This is a genomic window from Uliginosibacterium sangjuense (assembly GCF_059132465.1).
Map to the genome: position 1 here is coordinate 1,122,644 of NZ_CP101132.1, position 23,517 is coordinate 1,146,160.

General features: G+C 65.1%; 23 protein-coding genes. 4 read left to right on the top strand and 19 right to left on the bottom strand.

All coding sequences use genetic code 11. From position 1 onward, the window contains the following. Positions 1 to 159: 159 nt before the first annotated feature. The 8 genes from NMB43_RS05130 to NMB43_RS05165 form a co-directional block, all read right to left on the bottom strand. Entirely contained in the window at positions 160 to 1,101 is a 942-nt protein-coding gene (locus NMB43_RS05130; protein ID WP_494351079.1) for a glycosyltransferase, read from the bottom strand. Between the two features lie 49 nt (positions 1,102 to 1,150). Next, on the bottom strand, positions 1,151 to 2,593 hold the full coding sequence (locus NMB43_RS05135; protein ID WP_494351080.1) for an oligosaccharide flippase family protein: 1,443 nt from the start codon (positions 2,591 to 2,593) through the stop codon (positions 1,151 to 1,153). Between the two features lie 3 nt (positions 2,594 to 2,596). After that, positions 2,597 to 3,853, bottom strand: a complete 1,257-nt coding sequence (locus NMB43_RS05140; RefSeq protein WP_494351081.1) for a glycosyltransferase family 4 protein — start codon at positions 3,851 to 3,853, stop codon at positions 2,597 to 2,599. 1 nt (position 3,854) lies between these two features. Then, positions 3,855 to 5,024 (bottom strand): glycosyltransferase, encoded by a 1,170-nt coding sequence (locus NMB43_RS05145; RefSeq protein WP_494351082.1) that lies wholly within the window; start codon positions 5,022 to 5,024, stop codon positions 3,855 to 3,857. Further along, positions 5,021 to 6,322, bottom strand: a complete 1,302-nt coding sequence (locus tag NMB43_RS05150) for a 3-deoxy-D-manno-octulosonic acid transferase (RefSeq protein WP_494351083.1) — start codon at positions 6,320 to 6,322, stop codon at positions 5,021 to 5,023. Before NMB43_RS05150 ends, NMB43_RS05145 begins: the two co-directional genes overlap by 4 nt. Continuing rightward, entirely contained in the window at positions 6,312 to 7,376 is a 1,065-nt protein-coding gene (locus tag NMB43_RS05155) for a GNAT family N-acetyltransferase (RefSeq protein WP_494351084.1), read from the bottom strand. Before NMB43_RS05155 ends, NMB43_RS05150 begins: the two co-directional genes overlap by 11 nt. 110 nt (positions 7,377 to 7,486) lie before the next feature. Next, on the bottom strand, positions 7,487 to 8,716 hold the full coding sequence (locus NMB43_RS05160) for a glycosyltransferase family protein (RefSeq protein WP_494351085.1): 1,230 nt from the start codon (positions 8,714 to 8,716) through the stop codon (positions 7,487 to 7,489). A 4-nt stretch (positions 8,717 to 8,720) separates the two neighbouring features. Continuing rightward, positions 8,721 to 9,899 carry a DegT/DnrJ/EryC1/StrS family aminotransferase gene (locus NMB43_RS05165; RefSeq protein ID WP_494351086.1) on the bottom strand — a complete coding sequence of 393 codons (1,179 nt, stop codon included), beginning with the start codon at positions 9,897 to 9,899 and terminating at the stop codon, positions 8,721 to 8,723. Positions 9,900 to 10,109: 210 nt separating this feature from the next. Here NMB43_RS05165 and NMB43_RS05170 point away from each other — a divergent pair, with 210 nt between their 5' ends. The 4 genes from NMB43_RS05170 to NMB43_RS05185 are packed head-to-tail and all read left to right on the top strand — an operon-like array spanning position 10,110 to position 12,783. Next, positions 10,110 to 10,358, top strand: a complete 249-nt coding sequence (locus NMB43_RS05170) for an acyl carrier protein (RefSeq protein WP_494351087.1) — start codon at positions 10,110 to 10,112, stop codon at positions 10,356 to 10,358. A gap of 13 nt (positions 10,359 to 10,371) precedes the next feature. Further along, the gene (locus NMB43_RS05175; RefSeq protein WP_494351088.1) at positions 10,372 to 11,199 is read left to right on the top strand and encodes a hydrolase 2, exosortase A system-associated; all 828 of its coding nucleotides are present in this window, start codon (positions 10,372 to 10,374) and stop codon (positions 11,197 to 11,199) included. Next, positions 11,196 to 12,092, top strand: a complete 897-nt coding sequence (locus NMB43_RS05180; RefSeq protein ID WP_494351089.1) for a hydrolase 1, exosortase A system-associated — start codon at positions 11,196 to 11,198, stop codon at positions 12,090 to 12,092. The genes NMB43_RS05175 and NMB43_RS05180 overlap by 4 nt, the downstream gene beginning before the upstream one ends. Next, positions 12,076 to 12,783 carry a tetratricopeptide repeat protein gene (locus tag NMB43_RS05185; RefSeq protein WP_494351090.1) on the top strand — a complete coding sequence of 236 codons (708 nt, stop codon included), beginning with the start codon at positions 12,076 to 12,078 and terminating at the stop codon, positions 12,781 to 12,783. The genes NMB43_RS05180 and NMB43_RS05185 overlap by 17 nt, the downstream gene beginning before the upstream one ends. On the opposite strand, the gene argB is transcribed toward NMB43_RS05185, so the two are convergent. The 11 genes from argB to NMB43_RS05240 all read right to left on the bottom strand — a co-directional run bounded on the left by argB (position 12,777) and on the right by NMB43_RS05240 (position 23,507). After that, on the bottom strand, positions 12,777 to 13,670 hold the full coding sequence (gene argB, locus NMB43_RS05190; RefSeq protein WP_494351091.1) for an acetylglutamate kinase: 894 nt from the start codon (positions 13,668 to 13,670) through the stop codon (positions 12,777 to 12,779). The genes NMB43_RS05185 and argB overlap by 7 nt on opposite strands. Before the next feature lie 126 nt (positions 13,671 to 13,796). Continuing rightward, positions 13,797 to 14,216, bottom strand: coding sequence for an Hsp20/alpha crystallin family protein (locus tag NMB43_RS05195; protein ID WP_494351092.1), 420 nt, complete (start codon positions 14,214 to 14,216; stop codon positions 13,797 to 13,799). A gap of 72 nt (positions 14,217 to 14,288) precedes the next feature. Further along, positions 14,289 to 14,744 (bottom strand): dihydroneopterin triphosphate diphosphatase, encoded by a 456-nt coding sequence (gene nudB, locus NMB43_RS05200; protein ID WP_494351093.1) that lies wholly within the window; start codon positions 14,742 to 14,744, stop codon positions 14,289 to 14,291. Beyond that, a complete protein-coding gene (locus NMB43_RS05205; protein WP_494351094.1) occupies positions 14,741 to 15,196 on the bottom strand; it encodes a barstar family protein in 456 nt (151 codons plus the stop codon). Before NMB43_RS05205 ends, nudB begins: the two co-directional genes overlap by 4 nt. Then, complete coding sequence (locus NMB43_RS05210) at positions 15,193 to 15,501, bottom strand: guanyl-specific ribonuclease (protein WP_494351095.1); 309 nt, start codon at positions 15,499 to 15,501, stop codon at positions 15,193 to 15,195. Before NMB43_RS05210 ends, NMB43_RS05205 begins: the two co-directional genes overlap by 4 nt. A 130-nt stretch (positions 15,502 to 15,631) precedes the next feature. Then, the gene (locus tag NMB43_RS05215) at positions 15,632 to 17,275 is read right to left on the bottom strand and encodes a response regulator (protein WP_494351096.1); all 1,644 of its coding nucleotides are present in this window, start codon (positions 17,273 to 17,275) and stop codon (positions 15,632 to 15,634) included. Positions 17,276 to 17,363: 88 nt separating this feature from the next. After that, entirely contained in the window at positions 17,364 to 19,484 is a 2,121-nt protein-coding gene (locus tag NMB43_RS05220) for a S9 family peptidase (RefSeq protein ID WP_494351097.1), read from the bottom strand. A 133-nt stretch (positions 19,485 to 19,617) separates the two neighbouring features. Next, complete coding sequence (locus tag NMB43_RS05225) at positions 19,618 to 20,493, bottom strand: pirin family protein (protein WP_494351098.1); 876 nt, start codon at positions 20,491 to 20,493, stop codon at positions 19,618 to 19,620. Positions 20,494 to 20,600: 107 nt separating this feature from the next. Next, positions 20,601 to 22,397 carry an aspartate--tRNA ligase gene (gene aspS / locus NMB43_RS05230; RefSeq protein ID WP_494351099.1) on the bottom strand — a complete coding sequence of 599 codons (1,797 nt, stop codon included), beginning with the start codon at positions 22,395 to 22,397 and terminating at the stop codon, positions 20,601 to 20,603. A 204-nt stretch (positions 22,398 to 22,601) separates the two neighbouring features. Beyond that, positions 22,602 to 23,201, bottom strand: coding sequence for a DUF502 domain-containing protein (locus NMB43_RS05235; protein ID WP_494351100.1), 600 nt, complete (start codon positions 23,199 to 23,201; stop codon positions 22,602 to 22,604). Positions 23,202 to 23,219: 18 nt separating this feature from the next. Continuing rightward, a complete protein-coding gene (locus NMB43_RS05240; RefSeq protein ID WP_494351101.1) occupies positions 23,220 to 23,507 on the bottom strand; it encodes an FmdB family zinc ribbon protein in 288 nt (95 codons plus the stop codon). Between the last annotated feature and the right edge of the window lie 10 nt (positions 23,508 to 23,517).

The window sequence follows — 23,517 nt, forward strand, 5'->3', positions numbered from 1 at the left end:
CTCATGAGTAAGTGGGGCGTTCGTCATGAGGCTGCTCTTCTTCGATCGGTTGTGAATGGCTGTATTGTGGCTTTCTCATCTGCCTCGCTCTAGTGGCCGAAGGTCTTGAGCGCAACAGGTTTGTCGGATCGGGAGAGATCTTTGGATTTCAGGGGGCGATCAGGTTTGCGGATTGAACAGGAAATCATGCCATGTCTGCCGTAGCCGCCAGCGCTCTCGCTGACGGATCTGGGGAGCGCTTGGTCCGCGATAGAAAACCAGCATCCATAGAAGAGATCTCAGTGCAATGGCTTTGGCCTTGCGGGTTTCGGCTTTGTATGCGATCTGGAGGGCGTGGTCGTTGGTCGTGACGATCCAGTGGCTCAGGTCTATGTCTGTACGCGAGTTTCCCATTTGAACCAGTATCCGTACGATCTTCTCCAGCGAACGTATGCGTTGCAGGTAATGGTGTTCCTGAGTGCTGGTTGTGATCGATCCCGGTCGTCTGAAATATCTATAAACGGGCGGATCGAAGCAGATCACCAACTCTGCGGCGAGTAGGGCTTGCACGCTGAACAGCATGTCTTCGTGGATCAAGCCTTTCTGAAAAACGAGTCCGTTTGATCTCAGCCAGTCTAGTCGATACAGGTATGCCCAAGCCGGGGTGTAGAACGACTCGGCCAAAAAACACTGGCGTAGGTACGCAGGCCCGCTGCATGGCGAGACCGTGGGCGGTTCGTGTTGTAGAGCGTGGCCGTCAAAGCCAATTTCCTCCGTTCCTATACGGATCAGGTCGGCGCCTGTGGAGAGGACGGATCTGAGGTCGTTCTTGATAGCTTCATCATCGGCATCCAGAAGCATTACGTAACGCCCCGTTGCGCGTTCAATGCCAGTGTTTCGTGCCGCCGACAGTCCGCCATTCGTGGTTCTGACACAAACGAGTTCAGGGTAAGACTGAGTCAGTGCCGGGACCAGTTGCGGAGTGTGATCGGTCGATCCGTCATCTACCAGGATGACTTCGAGAGATACACCTTCGAGCGCATAAGCCGAGCCCAAAACGCGAACCAAGTACTCCGCGTTGTTGTAAGTCGGGATGACGATGCTTAGATCTGGGCGTTCCATGCTGAAAAATCTCGAGTTGCTGTGTGCGTTGTACCGTGTTCGACTCGGCTCAAGTCCTACGCATGAGCCCTACGTAACGGAGAGCGTGGGTCAGTTCGTTACGCAATAAGTGCTTGAAAAGGAAGGTGCTAGCGACCCAAGTGATTCCGCAGATTCCTCCACACAAAAGCAGGCGGGGAATCAAGAGCCATCCTTGCGTCAAGGTAGCCATGGCGAAAGCGCACAGAGCCACTGAGCATGCTACAAGCGCACTCGGCCAAAGAGCCAGGAAGTATTCCCGATGTGAGTACCCGAGCGTGATGCGTAGTGTGCGATAAGCGTAGATCAGCACCAGGGGTACGCCGAGTATCGTTGCAAGCGCAAGGTTGTCTGATTTGAGCCACCATGCGAGGACACCCAAGCTAGCCAATAGGCTGACTAGGTGGAGGCTTTCCCCCCAGACTACGGGTTGAGGCTTGCCGAGCGCGAACATGGGTTGCGGCCATAGCCAGAATGGACAACTGAAGACAGTCATCAGGCACATCAGCCTGAGCATGGGCGCGGCTGCATCCCATTGCGAGCCGTACATGAAATGCAGGATGTCGAGCGGGAAGAAGGCAGCGAATATGCACGCAGGCCACACTACTCCCGTCAGTAGTGCGATGGCCCTTAGGTAGAGCGGGGCGAGGGGTTCGCCCTTGCGGTGCGCGTCAGACAGCACCGGCAGGGTGACCTGATTTGCCACGCCGAGTAGCAACGCCCCGATTTGGTCTGTCACGGATTTGGCTTTGTTGAAGAAGGCCACCGCCTCCAATCCCGCGAAGCGCCCACCCACCATGTCCACGATTCCGCGATTCAGTTGGGTGATCATCGTGCTCGCCGTGGTCGAGGCGCCAAAGCTGAAAACTTCCCTGAGTCCCCGGAAACGGATCGACCAAGGATGCTGACGCGGACGATAAAGACTGGCGCATAGCGTGGTGGCGATCGTGCTGCTCAAGGTTCCGATGGCGAGGCTCATCGCGCCGTATTCGAGCAGGGCACAGGTGGACGACACCGCGAGGCCGGTAAAGGCGCTGGCGTGGTCGATGATTGCACGCTCCTTGAAACGCATATCGCGACGGAGGATGGCAAGTGTGTTGGCGCCAAAGGGCACGATGAAGAAGTTCACGCCGAGGACGAGCAGCACATAGGTGATCTGCTGTGAGCGGTAGAACCAGCCAGCCAACGGAGCCAGGGCGATGACGAGTAGCCCCAGTGCCGAGGCGGAAAGGACCGTCAGTCCCAGTGCCTTGCCCAGGGACTCCCGATCTATCCGTTCGCACTGCACGAGATAGGTGCTGGTTCCGAAGTCCCGAAACTGGTGAGCGAGTCCCACAAACACCGCGGCGATCGCGTAAGCACCGAGATCGGTTGGCGTCAGCAGCCGCGCAATGATCATCGACGAGATGATGCCGATGAGCGTGAGGCTGTTGGCGGACAGGGCGCTGATGAAGATCGACTTTCTGATGGACATGATTCAGCGGGCCGCCGGGGATTCCAGGATGCGGGCAATGTGGCCGGCGATGCCGTCCACGACGCCTTGCCTCGCATAGTGTTGTTCGTAACAGGCTCTCGCGGCGAGACCGATTCGCTGTGTTGCCGCGTAGTCGCCGAGCAACCGGCAGGCGGCGCTTGCGATCTGCTCGGCCGAGTCGGCCAGGACGATGCTTTCATCTGATCGGAGCACCAGGCCTTCGGCACCGATGTGGGTGCTGACCGTGGGCAGGCCGTAGCCGGCGGACTCGATGATCTTGACGCGTGTTCCGGCGCCAAACCGGAGCGGGGCGAGCATGACGTCCACCTCGTCATAGAAGCTGCTGACATCAGGGACGAAGTCGAGAACCCGCAGCCCGGGGGTTTCGCTGTAGCTGGACAGGGCATCCGCCGAGCCTGCTCCGGCGATCTGCAGTGTCGCATGCGGATGCTGAGCGCGTATTCGCGGCCAGATATCCTCGATCAGCCAGATGGCGGCGTCGAGATTGGGCGGGTGGGCGAAGGAGCCGATGAAACCCACCGCATGGCGTGCGGCTTTGCGTTCGGCGAGAGTCACGGGGGCTGCAACAGCATTGGGCACAGCAACCACATGCCGCGAGCCTGAGAGTCGTTGCAGGCTCAGGGCATCTTCTTGCGAGCATACAAAGGTGAGTTGACTGGCCCGAATGGCTGCTCGCTCGCGCAGCATCAAGGCCGGCGCGTGTAGCAGGCGAAGGCGGTCACTGGGCCAGCGCGGTGCGTGGCGGAGGCTGCGGATGAGCGCCCGATGCTCGATGTCGTCCATGTCGAACAGGATCGGCGGCAGCGTCTGGCTGGAGCAGTTCAGCAGCGGGGTGAAGACGGGCAGGCGGTGCGCGAAAACCAGGGCCGGACTGGCTTGCAGGGCAGTCTCCACGGCTTGGGTGCACGGCCGGCTTGCGATGTTGAGGTAGTTCTCCTGGCGGTCCACCGACCAGGCGCCACCGAGGTAGCGCGCCACCAAGCCCCAGGGCGCCGGATTGGGGGTGCGGGGGACTGCAGTCACCTTGATGCTCGCGGATAGGCCGCGTTGATAGCGCGCGGCATGCCGGGCGGCGAGACCGGGCAGGTCAGGACTGTCGGGCGCAAAAGCCAGGACCTCGATATGGGAGAACTGCGTCCCCAGTGCGTCGAGAAACAGCGAGAGCCGCTGGAAGATGCCATGCGTGGCTGTCTCCGGCGCGTCACTCCAGGCGCGGGTGAGTACGAGCGCATGCTTCATGTCATGTTCGCAGGCCGAGCTTGCGCAGGGTCTGCCCGAGTGCGTGGCGCGCCGACAGCAGCCAGTCTGGCGTCAGTCGGGGCCAGGTACGATGCCGCGCCTCCCAGGCCGCATCGTAGTGATCCCGCGTACGGTAGGCGGACGCCGCATCCGAGCCAAAGCGAGCGGGGAAGGGCGTGCCCGGCGAACGCAGGACGGCGGAATACGCATCCAGGAAGTGCTGGCCCATGAGCGCCGGGGTCCAGTATTGACGCATCCAGGCGCGGGATTGGGCGCCCAGCGAACGCGCCAATGCTGGGTCTGCCGCGAATCGGTCCAGCGTTTCGGGCAGGCTTTCGAGGCGCACGTCCAGTGCGGGGAAATCTGCGCGACCCAGCAACTCGAACAATGTGCGTTGGATGCGGCCATCCAGGTGCGTCAGGGTGGCGCAGCCCTGGATCAGCGACTCCAGTGTGTTGAGGTGATAGCTACCGGTGACCAGGTCGTCGATGAAGACATCGCACTGCGCCTTGCGTTGGATGCACTCGCGATGCGGCACCTGGGTGATGAGGTCGAGTTCGATTTCATGCCCGGCCTGCTTGAGCGTCTTCAGCGTGTGGAGCAGCAGCTTGCGGGTCTCGGGGTAGCCCTTGGTGTCCCAGCGGCTGGCGCGGGCGGAGCGGAAGTTGCTCGGGGCATAACCGATGCGCAGCGGCAGCCCGCTGCGATCCGCCCGGTCTGGCACATCGGAGACGATGTTCGGCACGATCCGGGCTTGCGGGAAGAAGCGTTCCGGATACTGTGCGATCACCAGCTTGGGCAGAGGGCAGTCGAGTACGGCTTGCTCGTCGATACCCATGTAGCGTGCGACGAGCTGGGGCGTCGAATGGAAATGCCGCAGCATCGGCCGCCCGGAGGCCCACAGCGCACGGAAGTCGAGCGGCGCGAAATCCTTGCAGCTCAGGTCGACGTAGTTGTGGAGGTGGATGAGGTCGGCCTGGGCGGCAAAGGCGAGTATCTCTTCCTGGTGATCGTCCCATCGCCAGTCGAGTTCGAAGCTCAGGCCGCCGTAGTTTTCGGCTTTGAGCACCGCCCAGCGCGCATCGCAGCCGAGTGCGCGCAGCGCTTCGCAGATGCGGCCTGGTGCGCCCACCAGAGGGGTGTGCGACAGGTGCAAAACCTTCAGGCTCATGCCGTGGCCCCAGGGAGCAATGCGCTCAGGGCGCGGGCGCTGGCCGAGGTCGCGCCCGTGAGCGGGCGCAGGGCTGCGTGAATCTGTAGGCCGCGTGCCTCGCCGCGGCTCAAGGACTCAGCCCATGCCTGGGCCAGGTCTTCCTTTCCGGTGGCTTCACTGAGCAAGCCATGTTCGCGGGTCAACTGATAGACCGGATAGCTGGGATAGGTGCTGTCCCAGCCAGGCCTCACCGTGACCGGTTTACCGAAGGCCAGCGGCTCCAGCACGTTGTGGTCGCGCCCTACATGGGCCACGCTGGCGCGGGCATAGAAGTCGCGCAGCTCACCCATGGTGTCCAGTACCAGCACCTGCAGGCCGGGCTCGACCGCGTGGTCGGCGGCGGCACTGCGGCAACGGTAGGCGAGGTGGCGTGCCTGCAGCGCGGTGTGCAGGTTGCGCATGACATTCGGGTTCTCCGGGTGGCGCGGGGCGAGCACCAGCAGCGCGTTGGGGCGGGCAGGCAGCAGGGACTGGAAGGCGTCGAGCACGAGGTCCCGTTCATCATCGTCGGTCACACAGCCGGCTACGACGATCGGGCGGGCGCTCTGCTCGATGCTGTGCAGGGTGTGGGGACTGCGCGTGTCCTGCCAGGGGCGCGCAGTACTTTGCATGGCGTCGAACTTGATGTTGCCGGTGATGTGCAGGCGATCGGCGGGTGCGCCGGCCTCGCGCAGGCGCGCGGCAACCGTTTCGGTCTGCACGCACAGGACATCGAAGAGTTGCAGGTAGCTCGCGCTGAGCAGGCGGCGCTCGATGTCGTCCATGCGGCAACTCGGGGTGTAGCCATAGAGCCAGCCGTTCACAAGGGCCAGGTGGGCACCGGCCTGGCGCGCAGCGTAGAGATAGCCGAAGGGCAGACGGCAGGGCGCATCGGCGGGCAGGCAGGGAATCTCGGCGACGACGAACAGGCGTGGCGGGCGGCGCTGGGCGAGTGCGGCGGCCGGGGCGCCGCTGGCACCGATCTCGACGACTTCGGCCTGCGGGAACTGGGCGAGGTAGGACTCGCGATAGATGCTGCGGTCGGTCAGCAGGACCAGTTGCAGGTTGCGATGGCGATCGGCGAGTTCGCGCAGCAGGGGGCCGATGGCGTTGACTTCTCCAATGGTGGAGACGAAGACCCACAGGGACGGACGGATGGTGTCGTCGTCCGGCAGACGCAGCGGGGAGCCTGGCGTGCCGAAGCGTTCGAGCAGGCGGAAAGCCTGCCAGCGCAGGCGGATCGACAGCGGGATGGTGCGCGCGTGCTCAGCTTTCACTGGCGGCACTTTCGGGCGCGGCCTCGGCCTGGCGCGCCTGGCGCTGCTGCAACTGTTGCTTGATGCGGGCGAGGAAGCCCCAGCGCCAGGTGTTCAGGTGGTACAGCGTGCGCGCGTTCTGCGTCCACCGCGTGTGCCACTCCATCAGGCGGCCGTAGAACTCGATGCGGCGGATGCGGCCCTCGTCGAACAGGCCACGGAAGGCGTCCTGGCGCAGGATGAAGGCAGGGGAGACGCTGCGGTGTTCTGCATCGAAGGCGGTCTTGAGCACGACCAGGGTGCTGCCGCTCTCGATGCACAGGTCCATGGCGACCGTCTTGTCGTTGAACTGCAGGCGCCAGATGCAGCCCTGATTGCTGGCGCAGAAGGCCCTCATCATGTCGGCATAGAAAGCGCCCTGGGCATTGTCATGGCCTACAGCCGTGCCCGCCTCGGCTTTCCAGCCACTGGCTTCCAGGCGGCCATACTCCGCCAGGCAGTCGTCCACTTGGGTCGGATCGGTGATGCGCTCGAAGCGGATCTGCACGCCTTCGGTTTCGAGCTTGCTGCGCTGCTTGCGCATGTTGGTACGCAGATTCTTGCCGCGCGCGTCCCAATAGGTGTCGAAGCTGCCCTCGACATCGACCCAGGCGGTCTGGATGTAGTCCACCGTACCGATCCGCCCGTCATTGGCCGGCCGCGGCACGAGCAGGGGGTCGAGTTGGGTGAGGCCCAGCAGCAGATTGGCGCCCGGCAGGCTGCGCAGCAGACTGGTGGTGAGCGCTTCGAGGTCGCTCTCTGGCCGCATCAGCCAAGGCCCCAGGGGCATCTGGGAGGGCTGGAAGCTGTGCCAGCGACCGAGACCGCAAGGCTCGACGATCCCGGCGGCGATGTCACGGCCGTCCCGGGTAGCGATCAGGAGGCGTTGGTCTCCGTTGCCGAAGTGGGCCAGCAAGGGGGCGATGAAACGACTGTCGAGGAAGGGCAGATTGCCCGCTTCCTGGTTGAGCGCGTCCCAGCGTTGGGTGAATTGGGGAAACGCTGATGCCGCATGACACTCCCAACGAATGGACATGATGTGCTCTTGGGTACGGGAGGCCCTGGATGATAGCAGCGAACATTTGCTGCAATTGCGCAATAAGTCTCCATCTGCCCCTACGGTCAGTAAGCGGTCGGTGGCAGGACTCAGGCGATGGCTTGATCGAGCAACCGACCCAGCTCGGCAGTCTGGGCGCGGCGGCTGAAGCGGGCGGTCCATTGGGTGTCGACGGTGCTGCTCGCGGGCTGGGTCAGGCGGTCGAGCAGGGCACGCAGGGCCTGTTCGACGTCGACCGATGCTTCCAGCGCAGCCAGATGGGCGAGTGGGCTGGCCTGGAACAGGCGGGCGGTGTCGCTGGTGGGGTCGGCCAGGGCCAGCACCGGACGCGCAGCGCGCAGATACTCGTAGGACTTGGCGGGCACCTGGTCGTTGCAGCCGGCCGATTGCAGGACCAGCAAGGCATCCGCCGCCAGCATCTCGGCCAGAGCCTCGCGATAGGACAGAGGCGGAACGGTTTCCACCAGATCGGCCACGCCGTGTTCGCGCGCGCGCGCAGTCACAAAGCTGTCATGCTCGCTGGCACGGAAGCGCAGGCACAGGCGCCCGACCAGGGAGTGGCCTTGTTCGCGCAGGCGGCGCACGGCGGTGAACAGGGCCGCCGGGTCACGCCACTCGGGATAGACGATGCCACTGTGCAGGAGAAGGATGCGGTTGTCCTCACGCGGGGCTGGTGCCAGGTTGGCGAAGGCGGCTTCGTCGTAGCCATTCTCGATGACCGACATGTCGGCGGCCCGTTGGGGGTAGCGCTCGGCATACAGGCGGTGCGCGCCTTGTGTGGCAAAGCAGGCATGGCGGGCGCGCCCGAAGACCTTTTCCTCCACGTGCTTGAAGCTGTGCCAGGTGCGGGCGTCCGCGGGGTAGCCCTCATGCGCCATCGGGTCGCGGAAGTCGGCAACCCACGGCAGTCCGCTGAGTTTTTGCAGGTTGGCGCCGATCAGGTGGGCGGTGGCAATGGGGTAGGTGGACCACAGGGCGGCGGGGCGGTAGCGACGGATCATCGCCAGCCCTTGCGGTACCGCGCCGAACTGCCAACTGCGCCAGCGGTCCGGTAGTGCCAGGGCCTGTGGGTAGCGGCCGGCAAGCGAGAGATGGCGGGCGGTGTCCAGCGCCTGCGCGCGCGCCACCACCAGGTCGGGCGGAAGATCGGGGGGGGGCGTGCTGATGTCCGGGTAGGCGCGCGGATGTGCCGTGAGGATCAAGGGCTCCCAGCCGGATTCGTGCAGGTGGCGGGCGAAGGCGAGCGTGCGCTGGATGCCGCTGCTGCCTCGCAATGGCGGGAAGTGGAAGGCGACCATCAGCACCCGTCGGGTGGTCATGCCCTCACTCCGTCGGATATTCGCGGCAGGCTGCGCGCAGCGTGTCGGCGATGCAGAGCAGATCGTGTTCGCGCAGGTCCTGGTGGCAGGGGAGCTGGAACACCTTGCGTGCCCAGCTTACGCCGGCATCGCCAGGTAGCGTGGGGGTGTCAGGCCACAGCCAGTCCCAGCGGAACAGGGGCAGGCCGCTGGCGCGCAGGAAGCGGTAGCGTTCGTCCGGGCGTTCGCTGAGGAGGGGGAAGACGTAGGGCGCGCAGTCGGCCGGCAGGCTGGAGACCAGAGGCGTGGCGCCGGGCAGGTCGCCCAGCAGTTGCAACAGGCGCTGGAAGTTGGCGCGGCGTCGCTGGATCACACTGTCGCGCAGGGTGGCGCGGATAGCCAGTACATTGACCTGCGTCGGCGGCGTGTCGACGAGTTCAGCGTCCAGCCACTGGATGTTCTCGGGCGGGGCTTCCAGGGTTTCGGTTGCCGTCGTCAAAGGGGTCTGGCGGAGATGGCGCTTGAGCCGGAACGCGCCGTTCAGGAGCGGGCCGAAGGGCGGGAAGCCGCCATGCTGGCTGCCGATCTCCAGCATGTCCAGCAAGGTCCGCATCTCCTTGCCCCAGCCGCGCGCCGGGCCACGCAGCGCCGGCAACTCGGGTCGGTTCGACACCAGCAGGCCGCAATCCTGTACCGGCAGGAACTTGGTCAGGCTGGCGATGGCGAGGTCGCCCCAGGTGCCGATGGCCACGCCATCGCAGCGACCGAACAGGGCGTGCGCGCAATCTTCGATCAACGCGATGCCGCGTGCATCGCAGAAGGCACGTAGCGTGGCGAAATGGAGGGGCAGGCCGAAGTAGTGCGCGGCGATGATGGCGCGGATCCCGCTCAGGTCGGCGGCCTCCAGCCAGCTGATATCGGCATCGCCTTCGGCGGTGATGGGAAAGAACACCGGTTGCGCGCCGCAGGCGGTGATCGGCGCGATCATTGTGGGGCAGTGGTAGGTGGGCACCAGGACGCGGTCGCCGGGGCCGATCCGCAGACAGCGCAAGGCCAGGGCGATGGCGGCGCGTCCGCTGGTCGTCAGCAGGCGCCGGGGCTGGTCCAGTACCGAAGGCAGGGAGAGGGTGCGTTCGCTGTGCAGGGCGTGCCAGCCAAGGCTGGGCAGGCGCGGGATCGTGGCGGCGAGGGTCAGGGTGGACATGGGGCTGGTCGTGGGCTGGAGGGCGAGCCGGATGTCATGAGGTTAAGGGCGGCGCTCACTGTGTCATGCGGGCACGCATGCTGCATGCCCACTATTACACCACGCAGGAAAAATGCCCGGGTTCGTGCCCGACCTAACGGGCAGGGCGCGGGCTGCTTACGCTTGCAGCGGCATTCGTGTTAGGGTTTTGCGCTTTTGAGGGGTTTCATTTTGGACATTCGGCAAGAGACTGCAGCAGTTCTGGATTCGGTACTCAACCTGGGCGCGCGCGCCAAGGCGCTGGGTGACGACAGCCCACTGCTGGGGAGCATCCCGGAACTGGATTCAATGGCGGTCGTCGCGGTGATCACCTCGCTCGAGGAACACTTCGGTTTCGAGGTCAGCGACGACGATATCGACGGCGCGACCTTCCAGACCTTCGGCAGCCTGGTGCGCTTCGTCGAAGGCAAGCTCGCCTGACTGCGGGGCACGCGTGCCGCGCCTGCAACCTGATTTCATCGACGCTCCTTCTGGCCGCCTGTTTTGCCTGCGGGTCCTGCCTGACGGCGCGCCCTGTGGTTATGTGTGCCATCTGCCTGCCTTCGCGGAAGAGATGAACAAGGCGCGCCACATGGTCGCGCATGCCGCTTGGGCCATGGCCGGAGCGGGGTGGCAGGTGCTGATCGTCGACCCCTTGGGGACCGGCGACAGCGCCGGGGATTTCGGCGACGCCGCCTGGTCCGCCTGGGTGCAGGATGCGGCCTGGTCTCGCGCAGCCCTGAGTGATGTCGGCACCCACCTGCCCTGGGTGTGGTGGGGCCTGCGCAGCGGTGCCCTGCTGGCTGGCGCGGCCAGCCGCGAGGCGGGCGGCGATGGGCTGCTGCTGTGGCAGCCGGTGGTCTCGGGCAAGCAGTTCCTCACCCAGTTCCTGCGCCTCAAGCTGGCGAGCGAATCCCTTGCCGGCGCCGACAACGGCATCGACACCAAACAACTGCGTGCGGAACTTGCTGCTGGCCGGCAGGTGGAAGTCGGTGGCTATGCCTTGTCGCCGGCTCTGGCGGCCGGGCTGGAAGCGACCACGCTGGAACCGCTGGCGGCCATGCCGATTGCATGGCTGGAAGTGTCGGCGCGCGAGGAACCCGATTTGCTGCCGGCCTCGCGCCAGCGTGTGGAGGCGCTCCGGGCGCAGGGGCATGCGGTGCAGACGCAGGCTATGGCGGGCCCGTCCTTCTGGCAGACGCTGGAGATCGCCGAAGTGCCGGCCCTGGTGGAGGCGAGCCTGCGGATGCTTGCAGTGCACGCGCAGGAGTGCGTGGCATGAGCCTGGTGGAGCGCGCCTTCAGCTTTGGCCTGTACACGGAGCAACTGGTGGCGCTCGTGGCCGAGCCCGCCGTGTCGCCGTCGCACGATCTTGGCGTGCTGATTGTGGTCGGTGGGCCGCAATACCGGGTCGGGAGCCATCGCCAGTTCCTGTTGTTGTCGCGCGCCCTGGCGCAGGCCGGCGTGCCGACCCTGCGCTTCGATTTCCGCGGCATGGGGGACAGCAGCGGGCCGATGCGTTCCTACCTCGAAGTCTCCGACGATATCGGGGCGGCCATCGCGCAGTTCCAGGCGGCTTGCCCCACGGTCAAGCGTGTCGTGTTGTGGGGCTTGTGCGATGGCGCGACGGCGGCGGCCTTCCATGCCGCGCATGACGCGCGGGTGGCCGGGCTGGTCTTGCTGAATCCCTGGGTGCGTAGCGAAGCCGGCGAAGCGCAGACCATGCTCAAGCACTACTACCTGCAGCGCATCGTTGATCCAGCCTTCTGGCGCAAGCTGCTGTCCGGCCGCCTTGATCCGCGGCGTGCCTTGGGCGGGCTGTGGGACATGCTCAGGCGGGCGCGCGCCACGGCGCCACATACAGAGCGGGCCGAACATGAGGATGCTTCACGTCCGCTCGCGCAGCGTCTGCCCGAGAGCTTGCGGCGGGCCGGCCGGCCGGTGCTGGTGCTGCTGTCCGGACGGGATTTCGTGGCTGCCGAGTTCGAGGCGGCGATGGTGCAGTCTGCCGTGTGGTCGCAACTCCTAGTTTCCCAGCAGGTCGACTGCGTGCGTTTCGCCGCAGCCGATCATACTTTTTCGAGCCAGGTTTGGCGCCAGGATGTGGAACTGGCGACCAAAGAGTGGCTGACGCGGCAATTCTTGGCGAGGGGGGAGCATGCGGTTTCCGCTTGAGTGGAGTGTGCGTACGGTGGTCCTGGCTTGGGCGCTGAGCGCACCAAGCTTCGCTCTGGCCCAGAACATGGTGGGGTGCCCGATCCTGACGCACGGCTTTGGTCCGTTCGATTACCGTACCGCGACGCAGGAGCAGAAGGTTCTGGTGGAGGGCGCCCACTTCCTGCCGATGGTGGAGAATCTGATCCGCGGTCACCGCGGCTATCTGGCCGGAGACATCGAGTACACGCTGCGTGCATTTCCCAACCATCCGCGCGCGCTGATGTCGATGATGCGATTGTTCGAACGCAACAAGATGGCTATTCCGCAGGGCGCGAAAGCGCCCTTGCGCTGCTACTTCGAGCATGCGATCGAGTTCCAGGCGGACGACCCGATTCCCTACACCTTGTACGGCATCCACCTGCTGAAGATGGGCGACACGGCCAAGGCAAAGGAAAACCTGGAGATGGCCGCCAGCCTCGACGACACCAACCCGAACACCAATTACAACCTGGGCCTGGCCTACCTGCAGCTCAAGCAGTATGACCGCGCGCTGGTTTTCGCCCACAAGGCGTATGCGGGTGGTTTTCCCTTGCCGGGGCTGAAGAATGCGCTGATGCGCGAAGGCAAGTGGACCGAGCCGCCACCGGTGCCGGAAGAGGCGGCCTCGGCGCCCGCCGCGGCGAGCGCCCCGGCCGCCCAGTCTCAGTGACTCTTGATCATGGTGCCCACGCCGTGATGCGTGAGCACTTCGAGCAGCAGGCAGTGTTCCACTCGGCCGTCGATGATGTGCACCGAGCGCACGCCGTTGCGCGCGGCATCCAGCGCTGAGCTGATCTTGGGCAGCATGCCGCCTGACAGGGTGCCGTCGGCCACCAGTTCGTCGATCTTCGTCGGGGTCAGCCCGGTCAGCAGGTTGCCTTGTTTGTCGAGGACGCCAGGCGTGTTGGTCAGCAGCACGAGCTTTTCCGCCTTGAGGATCTCGGCCAGCTTGCCAGCCACCAGGTCGGCGTTGATGTTGTAGGTTTCGCCGCCAGAGCCCACGCCGATAGGCGCGATGACCGGGATGAAGTCGCCGGAGTCAAGGAAGGTGATGATCGACGGGTCGATCTGGGTGATCTCCCCGACCTGCCCGATGTCCAGCATTTCGTCCGGGTTGTCCTTGTTGGGCATCATCAGTTTCTTGGCGCGGATGAAGGCGCCGTCGGCGCCGGTCAGGCCCACGGCCTTGCCACCGTGCTTGTTGATGAGGTTGACGATGTCCTTATTGACCTGGCCGCCGAGCACCATCTCGACGATGTCCATGGTCTCTTCGTCGGTCACCCGCATGCCCTGGATGAATTGGCCCTGCTTGCCGACGCGCTTGAGCAGGTCGTCGATCTGCGGGCCGCCGCCGTGTACCACCACCGGGTTCATGCCGACCAGCTTGAGCAGCACTACGTCACGCGCGAAGCAGTCCTGCAGCTTGGGGTCGGTCATCGCGTTGCCGCCGTACTTGATGACGATGGTCTTGTCGAAGAAGCGCTTGATGTAGGGCAGGGCTTCGGCAAGGACTTCGGCCTTGAGGACGGGGCTGAGGCTTTGCAATTCGGCGGGCATGGCGGGACTCGTGATTCGGGTGGACGGGGGAGGGGCGTCGATCGACGCGTAGCCGCGCATTCTAGCGCGCCGGGATGAAAGAAAAAGCCGGGCTTGCACCCGGCTGTCGTACCGCGACAAGGGGATTCATGAGATGGCAAGCCGCTTGGCTTGCGGTCCGGCCTTCTTGGGCAGGGTCAGTTCCAGTACGCCGTCAGTGAAGCTGGCGCGGGCGTGCTCGTCGTCAAGCAGGCTGCCCAGCTCGAAGCTGCGCGAGACCTTGCCGAAACTGCGTTCGGTGCGCAGCACGCGCTCGCCTTCCTTGACCTCACGCTCCATCTTGCGCTCGGCGGCGATGGTGAGCAGGCTGCCGTCCACCCGCACCTCGATGTCTTCCTTCTTCATGCCGGGCAGTTCGGCATGCACGACGTAGGCTTCGGCTTGTTCGCGTACATCGACGCGCATGCTCGGCGCTTCCATGCCGGCCACGTTGCCAAACTCGACCGGGCGTACGAAGAAGCCGCGGAACAGATCCTCGAAGGGATCGGAGCGAACGATGTTGGCCATGATGCCCTCCTTTCTCGATGGAGGGCGGGATGCCCTCCCACACCCTCTAGATGGGGGCGGGGCGGCTGCGACTCAAGAGGTTGGGCGGCTCTGCAGGCGCAGGGGCAGCAAGCGGATGGCGTCCTGGTTGGTCCAGGAGAAGCAGGCCGCGGCAGCCTCGCGCCAGGGCAGCCAGCGCTGGGCGCGATGCTCGTCGGGCGCCAGGCGGACCGCCACCGGCGCGGGGACGCACAGGCTGAACACATGCTCCAGGTTGTGGGTCACGCCGGGGGCGTAGCGCTCGCGCCACTGGGCGAGGATCTCGAAGCGGTTGATGAGATGCCAGTCCTGCAGTTGCGCGGGCGTGGCGATGAGCCCGGTTTCTTCGGCCAGTTCGCGGCAGGCCGTCTGGATCAGCGGCTCGTCCCCTTCCTGGCTGCCGGTGACGGACTGCCAGTAGCCGGGGTGGCGGGCGCGTTCGATCAGCAGGACGTCCAGCGCCGGGGTATGTAACAGCACCAGCACCGACACCGGCTTCTTGTGGCTCATGCCGCGCCGGCGAGTGTGGGCAGGCCGGCCGGGGCGTCGGCGTCGAAGACGACCCAGAACGGGATGTCGTCGTCGGCCCAGGCGGAGGCCGCATCGGCCAGGATGTCGAGCAGGACCTGCGCGGCTTCGGGGGCGCGCGCAGCGAAGGCGGTGAAGCCGCTGAGCAGGAGCAGGTAGCCCGGCGCTTCGCTCCACGACAGATCGAGCAGGCAATCGGCCAAGGCGTCGCGGTTGTGGCCAAACCAGTCCGGCAGGCCCAGTTGCTGGCCGAACAGGCGCATCAGCGCGGCTTCGTCCGGCGCCTCGGCCAGCGCGACCTGCCAGATGCGGAAGCGCAACTGCTGCGCCGCTGCCTGCAGGGCAGGCGCCTGCCCGGGCGCGAGGGCGACCAGGCCGGCGGCGCGGGCGTCCCGCAGGAGGGTCGGGAAGGCGGTGGGCTGAGTGGGCGTCATGGCTGCTGGATGCGCTTGAAGCTGCGGTAGTGGTCGTCGGTGTAGTAGTACTCGCGTGCGCTGCCGGCCACGATGCGGCGTGCGCCGCGGTCGGGCGAGCCCGGGGTGGGCACGGTGTACTCGCGGTAATAGCCCTTGGGCTGGAGCGGCAGGCGGCGCTCCCGGTTCTGGAAGGTGATGCCGTCGCGGCGATAGGGAAAGGGCCCGCCACGCTCAATCAGGCGCAGGGTGGTGCTGGCTTCGGGGGGCAGCTTGGCCAGGCTGACCAGCGGGATGCGGCTGGCGGCTTCGTCCCGCGCCAGCACGCCAGGCGCGTTGAGGCTTGTCAGGAGCAGACATAACAGGGGAAGCAGCAGGCGCCAGAGCTGAATCGGCGAGGCCCACCGGGTGGGGGTCGGTCGCATAGGGCAGGCAGAGATGGCAGGTGGCGGGATCTTAGCCCGCTTTGCGGGCCATCGCTTGCTGCTTGCTGAGCTGATGCTTTTTGTGGAGGTTCTGGTAGTAACCGTTGAGGGCGGCCAGGCGCTCGTTGCTGGGCTCCTGCTTGCGCACGCGTTCGATGTAGTCGCGCGCGTGGGAGGCGTACTTCTCGTTCCAGCCCTCGTGCTCCAGGCTCTTGAGCAGGGCCAGCGCGGCGTTGAACAGTACGTGGGTGTTGCCGGGCAACTTGTGCACTGCCTGCATCATCTGGCGCACGGCGCCTTCGTAGTCGCCGCTTTGGGCGAGCTGGGCACCCTCGCTCATGATTTCTTTGACCTCCACGCGGATGCGCGTGGCTAGGTTCTCGGCCAGTTCCGGCCGCCCCAGCTCCACCAGCACGCCCTTGATGCGGTCGACTTCGGCGTCGTTGGCGGCGTGACGCATGACGTCCATGATCACCTCGGCGGCCTGTTCGTCGCGCTCATTCTCGATGCAGATGCGGGCCAGGTCCTTCTTCAGTTGCAGCGAGGCGCCCAGGCGCGGGTCGTTGTGCTGCATGGCCGCATCGAGCGCCTTCTGGGCGCGCTCGGTGTCGCCCAGCTTGGTCGCCACCATGGCCTCGGTGACGGCCTTGCACAGGGCCGTCTTCGGCTCACCGTCCATGTTGCGTTCGAGGTCGCGCACGGTGGCGTTGGCGGCATCCACGTCGCCCTTGCCCAGTTGTGCCTTGACCAGCAGCACATGGTCTTCGGGTTCGCGGAAGTCGGAATACTTGCCCTTGCGGACGACCTCGGACATGGTCTTGATCGCAGTGTCGTGGTCGCCCAGTTCGTTGGCAACCTCGCCCAGCTTGCGCAGGCGACGCACCGTGTGGGGCGAAACCTTCACCGCGTCCTGCAGGATTTCCTGCGCCTCCACCAGTTTGCCGGCGGCCTCGCGCGTTTTGGCCAGCCAGTCGTAAGCGTCCATGAAGGCGGCGTTCTCATCCACCAGGGATTCGAGCTGTTTCTCCGCGTTCTCGTACTGCTTGAGCATGAACATCGTCTTGGCCAGGCCGAGCTTGGCCCAGGGTACGGCTTTAAGGGCCAGCACCTCCTGGTAGAGCTGCTGGGCCGCCTCGGCCTCGCCGGCCGTGATCAGCAGCTCGGCGCGCAGGCGCTTGAAGTCGATGATGTATTGCGGGTAAGCCTTCTCGCCGTCGGCTGCCGACTGAATGGCGTCGCTGAGCGAGCCCGCCTCGATATGGCGATAGGTTGGCAGGAATGCATCGCGCTTTTGCAGCGTCTTCAGCAGTCGTTCAAGCAGTTTGTCAGAAGAGAAAGGCTTGAGGATGTAGTCGTTCGGCGCCAGCTCGGCGGTGCTGACGACCTTGTCGTACAGGCTCTCTCCGGTGACCATCAGGAATACCGTGGCAAGCGGGATCAGGTGGTGCTGGCGCAAGTCTTCCAGCAGGTGCTGACCATCCTGGCCTTCGCCCAGGTGGTATTCGCACAGGATGATGTCGAAGTTCATCTCCCTGAGCTTTCTGATCGCCACTCCGGCTGTGACTGCCAGGCTGACCTTGGTTATGCCGCACAGCGAGACCATGTTGCGCAACTGCGTGCGCATCGCGGAGTTGGACTCCACGATCAGGATGCTCAGGTCGGAAATGGATTGCATGGCGGCAGCTAGCACGGGGGGGGCGTGTCTTGAATACGGCCGAGACCCAACAATCTTGAGGGCGGTAAGCCCTAATGGAGCCTCGTGCTTAAGCCCCTTCTGGCGGTATTGCAGCTAGCGCGAAAGCCACCTGGCGCGCCCGTTCTTGCAGCGCGGCGTAGCGCCCGGAAGCGCCACCATGGCCAGCTTCCAGATTGGTGACCAACAGGGCGGGCGTGGCTTTGTGCTCACGTAGCCGGGCTACATACTTGGCTGGTTCCCAATACATGACCTGGCTGTCGTGCAGGCCGGCCTCGATCAGCACCGGCGGGTAGAGCCGGGCGTCCAGCGTGTCGTAGGGGGACCAGGCGAGCAGGCGGCGGTAGTCGGCCGCGCGCTGCGGATTGCCCCATTCCTCGTATTCGCCCACGGTCAGTGGCAGGCTGGGGTCCAGCATGGTGGTGACGACATCGACGAAAGGCACTTCCAGGATGGCGGCACCGAACAGCGCAGGGTTCAGGTGCAGGCTGGCCGCCACCAGCAGGCCGCCGGCGCTGCCGCCGTTGGCGAGTATCCGGCCGGCGCGCGTAAAGCTTGCCGCGACCAGGGCCTCGCCGCAGGCCACGAAGTCGCTGAAGCTGTTGGGTTTGTCCTTGAGGCGCCCGCCATCGTGCCAGCGCTGGCCCAGCTCGCCGCCACCGCGCACATGGGCGATGGCATAGACCCAGCCGCGATCCAGCAGCGACAGGCGGGTGCTGGAGAACCAGGGGTCAGAGGGGATGCCGTAGGCGCCGTAGCCTTCCAGCCATAGCGGTGCGCTGCCGTCGAGCAGGGTGGCGCGGTGGTGAACCAGGGAAATCGGGATGCGTGTGCCATCGGCGGTGAGGGCTTCGATGCGCGCACTGGTATAGCGGCTGGCGTCGAAGCCGCCTAGGATGCGCGCCTGCTTGACCAGCGTGGCGTGGCGGGCGAGCGGGTCGTAGTTGAAGGTGGAGTCCGGCGTGGTGAAGGACTCGAATTCGTAGCGCAGGAAGGGCGAATCCCATGCTGGCAGGTCTTCAATCTCGACTGCGTGCGCCGGCTCGTCGAAGCGGATGTCGTGGGTGTCGCCCGCCTGGCCCGTCGCGCTGTCCCGCAGGACGGTGACGCGCAGCGTCTGCTGGCCGCGCACCCGCAGGCTCAGCACCTGCCAGTCGCGCCACAGGTCGATGCCCTCGATGATCACCTCGTCGTCGTGCGGCATCAGCTCGCGCCAGCTTTCCTTCTTCCAGTCGTCTGCTTGCGTGATGCACAGGCGGAAGTTCGGCCCGGTGTCGTTCACGCGCAGGAGCAGGAAGTCGCCCAGTTCGCCGCGATAGTGATCCAGTTCGTACTCGATGCCGGCGCGACGACGCGCGAACACGCGCCACTGGCCATCGGGCTGATCCGCCGGCAGCAGGCGCAGCTCGTTGGTGGTGTGGCTGCCGCTGGTGAGGACGAGGTAGCCGTCGCTGCGTGTGCGCATCAGCGAGACCGAGAAGCGCTCGTCGCGCTCGGTGTAGAGCAATGCGTCTTCGCGCTCGCCGAGGTGGTGGCGCCACAGCTGCCAGGAGCGCTGTGTGACTGCGTCTTCCACCGTGTAGAACAGGGTCCGGTTGTCGTTGGCCCAGGCCAGGCTGGTGATGCGTTCGCGGCGCAGGCGCAGGTCACGTCCTGTCGCAAGATCGCGCACGCGCAAGCGGTACTGGCGGTTGCCGCGCGTGTCCTCTGCCCAGGCCAGCAAGCTGCCGTCCGGGCTCACTTCGAAATCACCGACCTCGTAGAACGGTTTGCCCTCGGCCTCGCGGTTCTCGTCGAGTAGCACTTCCTCGGCAGCGCTCTCCCACTGCCCGTCGTCCGCGACCCGCTTGCGCGCATGGATCGGGTAGGCCAGGCCCTGCACGGTGCGGCTGTAGTACATCCAGGCGCCATAGCGCACTGGCACCGACTGATCGTCTTCCTCGATGCGCGCGAGCATCTCCGCATAGAGCGTCTCGCGCAGCGCAGCGAGTGGAGCCATGACCGTCTCGGCATAGGCGTTCTCAGCCTGCAGATGCGCCAGCACGGCCGGGTCGCGGCGGCGGTTCAGCCAATGGTAGGCGTCTTCGCGGGTGTGGCCATGCGCCGTGAGGCGTTTGGGTTTGCGGGCCGCCACCGGGGGCGCGGATGAAAGATCGAGCGCGGGCGGCGCGGAGCGGTTCTGCTTGGACATTGTGGCGGGAGTGTACCTGCGCGAGCGAGGTGTGACGTAGGGCGGAACTCCGAAGGAGGTTCCGCCATTTTCGTGACGCATAGGCCGATGCCGCCCTCTGGGCGGCTGGCGGAACCTCCTTCGGAGTTCCGCCCTACGCGGGCTTGAAGGGTGGTGCCGGAATGCGCTCGGTCTCGCCAGGCACGGGCGGGAAGCGGCCGCCTTCCCAGTCCTCGTAAGCCTGGGCGATGCGCTCGCGCGAGGTGGAGACGAAGTTCCACCACATGTGGCGCGGACCATCCAGCGGCGCGCCGCCCAGCAGCATGACGCGGCTGTTTGCCTGGGCCGCGATGTCGCCCTGCCAGTCCGTCGGCAGCACGGCCAGCGTGCCTTCGCTGACAGCTTCGCCATTCAGCATGAGGGCGCCGCTGACGACGTAGAGGGCGCGCTCGGCGACGGTTTCGGGGAAGCGGAAGACGGCGCCGGAGCTCAACTCTCCGGCTACGTAGAAGGTGGGTGAGGGCTGCGCGACGGGGGCACTGCGCGAACCCCAGTTGCCAATCAGCAGGTGCCAGCTAGCCCCGCCCTCCTGCCAGCGCGGCAGGCTGTCGGCGGCATGATGATGGAATGCGGGCTCGGCTTCCTGCTGGTCGGCCGGCAGCGCGACCCACATCTGGATGCCTTCGATCTCGGTGCCGGCTGCGCGGATGTCTTTCGGAATGCGTTCGGAATGGACTACGCCACGACCCGCGCGCATCCAGTTCACCGCGCCCGGTTCGATGCGCTGCACGACCCCCAGGCTGTCGCGATGCATCATCGCGCCGGCGAACAGGTAGGTCACCGTGGCCAGCCCGATGTGCGGATGTGGTCGCACGTCATTCTCGGTGGTCCCCGCCTTGAAGCTTGCCGGTCCCATGTGGTCGAGGAACACGAAAGGGCCGACGCTGCGCGCCTGCATGGCGGGCAGCAGGCGGCGCACGGTGAAGCCGATGTCGCGTGATTGGGGGTGGAGTAGTAGGGGGGCGGTCATGAATCTCTCCTGGGGGCGAGCTTCGATTCTATGCTGTTCTCATGAGCCCGCCGACAAGAAAAGGGCGAGCCGCGGCTCGCCCTTTTTGAGCATGGGAGGCGGAACGATCAACCCGCGGCATCCTCGGTCTTGACCGGGTTGCGCAGGCGGATGTGCAGTTCGCGCAGTTGCTTCTCATCGACCGGGCTCGGGGCCTGCGTGAGCAGACACTGGGCACGTTGCGTCTTGGGGAAGGCGATCACGTCGCGAATCGATTCTGCGCCGGTCATCATGGTGACGATGCGGTCCAGACCGAAAGCCAGGCCACCGTGCGGCGGCGCGCCGTACTTCAGCGCGTCGAGCAGGAAGCCGAACTTCAGCTGCGCTTCTTCCTCGCCGATGCCCAGCGCCTTGAACACTTTCTCCTGCACGTCGGCGCGGTGGATACGCACCGAGCCACCGCCCAGTTCCCAGCCGTTAAGCGCGAGGTCATAGGCCTTGGCGAGGCACTTGCCCGGATCGGTCTCGAGGAATTCGAGGTGTTCATCCTTGGGCGAGGTGAAGGGGTGGTGACAGGCGACCCAGCGCTTGTCTTCCTCGTCGTAGTCGAACATCGGGAAGTCGACTACCCAGGCCGGTGCCCACTTGCGACCATCGACGTGGCCTTTCTCGTGGCCGATCTTCGTGCGCAGCGCGCCGAGTGCGTCGGAGACGATCTTGGCCTTGTCGGCGCCGAAGAAAATCAGGTCGCCGGATTGCGCGCCGGTGCGTTCCATCACCGTCTTCAGCGAAGCTTCGGACAGGTTCTTGACGATGGGCGACTGCAGGCCTTCTTCGTTGAGCTTGGTGACGTCATTGACCTTGATGTAGGCCAGACCCTTGGCGCCGTAGATCTTCACGAACTCGGTGTAGCCGTCGATCTCGCCACGCGACAGCGAAGCGCCACCCGGGATGCGCAGCGCGGTGACGCGGCAGCCCGGGTCGTTGGCAGCGCCCGAGAAGACCTTGAAGGCCACGTCCTTCATCGCGTCGGCGACGTCGACCAGTTCCAGTGTCACGCGCAGGTCGGGCTTGTCGGAGCCATAGCGGGCCATGGCTTCCTGGTAGCTGATGCGCGGGAAGGGGTTAGGCAGATCGACGTCGATGGCGTCCTTGAAGACGTAGCGGATCAGGTTTTCCATGATCCCGGTGATCTCGGTCTCGGTCAGGAACGAGGTTTCGATATCGACCTGGGTGAATTCAGGCTGGCGATCAGCGCGCAGGTCTTCGTCGCGGAAGCACTTGGTGATCTGGTAGTAGCGGTCGTAGCCGGCCACCATCAAGAGCTGTTTGAAGAGCTGCGGCGACTGCGGCAGGGCGAAAAACTGGCCGTCATGCACGCGGCTGGGCACCAAGTAGTCGCGCGCGCCTTCGGGCGTGCTCTTGGTGAGCATCGGCGTTTCGATGTCGACAAAGCCGGCGTCATCCAGGAAGCGGCGGAAGGCGCGTGCGGTCTTGTAGCGCAGCATCATGTTCTTCTGCATCGCGGGGCGGCGCAGGTCGATGACACGGTTGGTCAGACGCACGGTTTCCGACAGGTTCTCGTCGTCGAGCTGGAACGGGGGCGTCACCGAGGGGTTCAGCACTTCCAGTTCGTGTGCGAGCACTTCAATTTCGCCGGAGATCAGGTTGGCGTTGGTCGTGCCTTCGGGGCGACGACGCACCTTGCCGACCACTTTCAGGCAGAACTCGTTGCGCACGCCTTCGGCGATGGCAAAGGTTGCGGCACGGTCCGGGTCGCACACGACCTGCACCAGGCCTTCGCGGTCACGTAGGTCGATGAAGATCACGCCGCCGTGGTCGCGACGACGGTGGGCCCAGCCGAACAGGGTGACAACTTGGTCGAGGTGAGCGGCGGAAATAAGGCCGCTGTAAGTGGTACGCATGGAATTCTCCGGATTTTTGGTTCTGGACTGCCGCGGAGGCAGGGCAATGCTGGATGCGGTGGGGTTGAGCGCAATCGGATCGCGTGGCTCAACCCATTCAATTTCGCCGCAGATCAGGATGGCCGCAGGCAGGGGCGACCGGGCTGAAAGTTTTCATGGGGCGCTAGTTTGCCGCAATTTCCAGCAAATTCAATGACGCAAGGCTTAAGCCCTGCCGTTTTCGGGGCCTACGACGCCCATCGAGATGATGTACTTCAGGGCTTCGTCGACCGACATGTCGAGTTCGATCACATCGGCGCGCGGCATCATCAGGAAGAAGCCGGAAGTCGGGTTGGGCGTGGTTGGGACGTACACGCTCACGCAGTCGCCGGGCAAGTGACTGGCGACCTCGCCATTGGGCTGGCCAGTCAGGAAGGCGATCGTCCAGCTACCTGGACGCGGGTATTGAACCAGCAGGGCTTGGCGAAAAGCTTGCCCACCAGGGCCCAGCAGCGTGTCCGACACCTGCTTGACGCTGGAGTAGATCGACTTCACGACCGGGATGCGGTTCAGCACGCTTTCCCACAGTCGCAGGATGCGCGCGCCGAAGAAGTTCGACGTAATCATGCCGGTCAGCAGTACGACCAGCAGGGTCAGAACCGCCCCTATGCCCCAGATGCGGAAGCCGAAGAGCTGCTTGGGCTGCCAGGCTGGCGGCAGGAGCAGCAAGGACTGGTCCAGCGTGCCGATGATGAGTTGCAGCACCCAGACCGTGATGGCCAGCGGTACCCACACCAGCAGGCCGGTGATGAAGTATTTCTTCATGTGAGGCAGCGAGCCACCTTAGTGGCAGGCGCAACTACCTCCACAAGGCGTACTGGGGGCTGCGCTGCTGGCGCTCGACTCGGACTTGGCTTCCGTCTTGCTGGCGGATGCAGAGGACGAAGTGCCGCCCTTGAAATCGGTGGCGTACCAACCGCTGCCCTTGAGCTGGAAACCGGCGGCGGACAGTTGTTTCGCATAGGAAGCGCTACCGCAGGCGGGACAAACGGCGATAGGCTCGTCGCTAACCTTCTGCAGATGATCTTTGGTGTGGCCGCACTCGCCACAGCGGTATTCGTAAATCGGCATGACTGCTCCC

What these genes read in the sequence shown, in the direction of transcription:
- NMB43_RS05130 (WP_494351079.1), bottom strand. Translation starts at nt 1,101, where the DNA reads ATGGAACGCCCAGATCTAAGCATCGTCATCCCGACTTACAACAACGCG.
- NMB43_RS05135 (WP_494351080.1), bottom strand. Translation starts at nt 2,593, where the DNA reads ATGTCCATCAGAAAGTCGATCTTCATCAGCGCCCTGTCCGCCAACAGC.
- NMB43_RS05140 (WP_494351081.1), bottom strand. Translation starts at nt 3,853, where the DNA reads ATGAAGCATGCGCTCGTACTCACCCGCGCCTGGAGTGACGCGCCGGAG.
- NMB43_RS05145 (WP_494351082.1), bottom strand. Translation starts at nt 5,024, where the DNA reads ATGAGCCTGAAGGTTTTGCACCTGTCGCACACCCCTCTGGTGGGCGCA.
- NMB43_RS05155 (WP_494351084.1), bottom strand. Translation starts at nt 7,376, where the DNA reads ATGTCCATTCGTTGGGAGTGTCATGCGGCATCAGCGTTTCCCCAATTC.
- NMB43_RS05160 (WP_494351085.1), bottom strand. Translation starts at nt 8,716, where the DNA reads ATGACCACCCGACGGGTGCTGATGGTCGCCTTCCACTTCCCGCCATTG.
- NMB43_RS05165 (WP_494351086.1), bottom strand. Translation starts at nt 9,899, where the DNA reads ATGTCCACCCTGACCCTCGCCGCCACGATCCCGCGCCTGCCCAGCCTT.
- NMB43_RS05180 (WP_494351089.1), top strand. Translation starts at nt 11,196, where the DNA reads ATGAGCCTGGTGGAGCGCGCCTTCAGCTTTGGCCTGTACACGGAGCAA.
- NMB43_RS05185 (WP_494351090.1), top strand. Translation starts at nt 12,076, where the DNA reads ATGCGGTTTCCGCTTGAGTGGAGTGTGCGTACGGTGGTCCTGGCTTGG.
- argB (WP_494351091.1), bottom strand. Translation starts at nt 13,670, where the DNA reads ATGCCCGCCGAATTGCAAAGCCTCAGCCCCGTCCTCAAGGCCGAAGTC.
- NMB43_RS05195 (WP_494351092.1), bottom strand. Translation starts at nt 14,216, where the DNA reads ATGGCCAACATCGTTCGCTCCGATCCCTTCGAGGATCTGTTCCGCGGC.
- nudB (WP_494351093.1), bottom strand. Translation starts at nt 14,744, where the DNA reads ATGAGCCACAAGAAGCCGGTGTCGGTGCTGGTGCTGTTACATACCCCG.
- NMB43_RS05205 (WP_494351094.1), bottom strand. Translation starts at nt 15,196, where the DNA reads ATGACGCCCACTCAGCCCACCGCCTTCCCGACCCTCCTGCGGGACGCC.
- NMB43_RS05215 (WP_494351096.1), bottom strand. Translation starts at nt 17,275, where the DNA reads ATGCAATCCATTTCCGACCTGAGCATCCTGATCGTGGAGTCCAACTCC.
- NMB43_RS05220 (WP_494351097.1), bottom strand. Translation starts at nt 19,484, where the DNA reads ATGTCCAAGCAGAACCGCTCCGCGCCGCCCGCGCTCGATCTTTCATCC.
- NMB43_RS05225 (WP_494351098.1), bottom strand. Translation starts at nt 20,493, where the DNA reads ATGACCGCCCCCCTACTACTCCACCCCCAATCACGCGACATCGGCTTC.
- aspS (WP_494351099.1), bottom strand. Translation starts at nt 22,397, where the DNA reads ATGCGTACCACTTACAGCGGCCTTATTTCCGCCGCTCACCTCGACCAA.
- NMB43_RS05235 (WP_494351100.1), bottom strand. Translation starts at nt 23,201, where the DNA reads ATGAAGAAATACTTCATCACCGGCCTGCTGGTGTGGGTACCGCTGGCC.
- NMB43_RS05240 (WP_494351101.1), bottom strand. Translation starts at nt 23,507, where the DNA reads ATGCCGATTTACGAATACCGCTGTGGCGAGTGCGGCCACACCAAAGAT.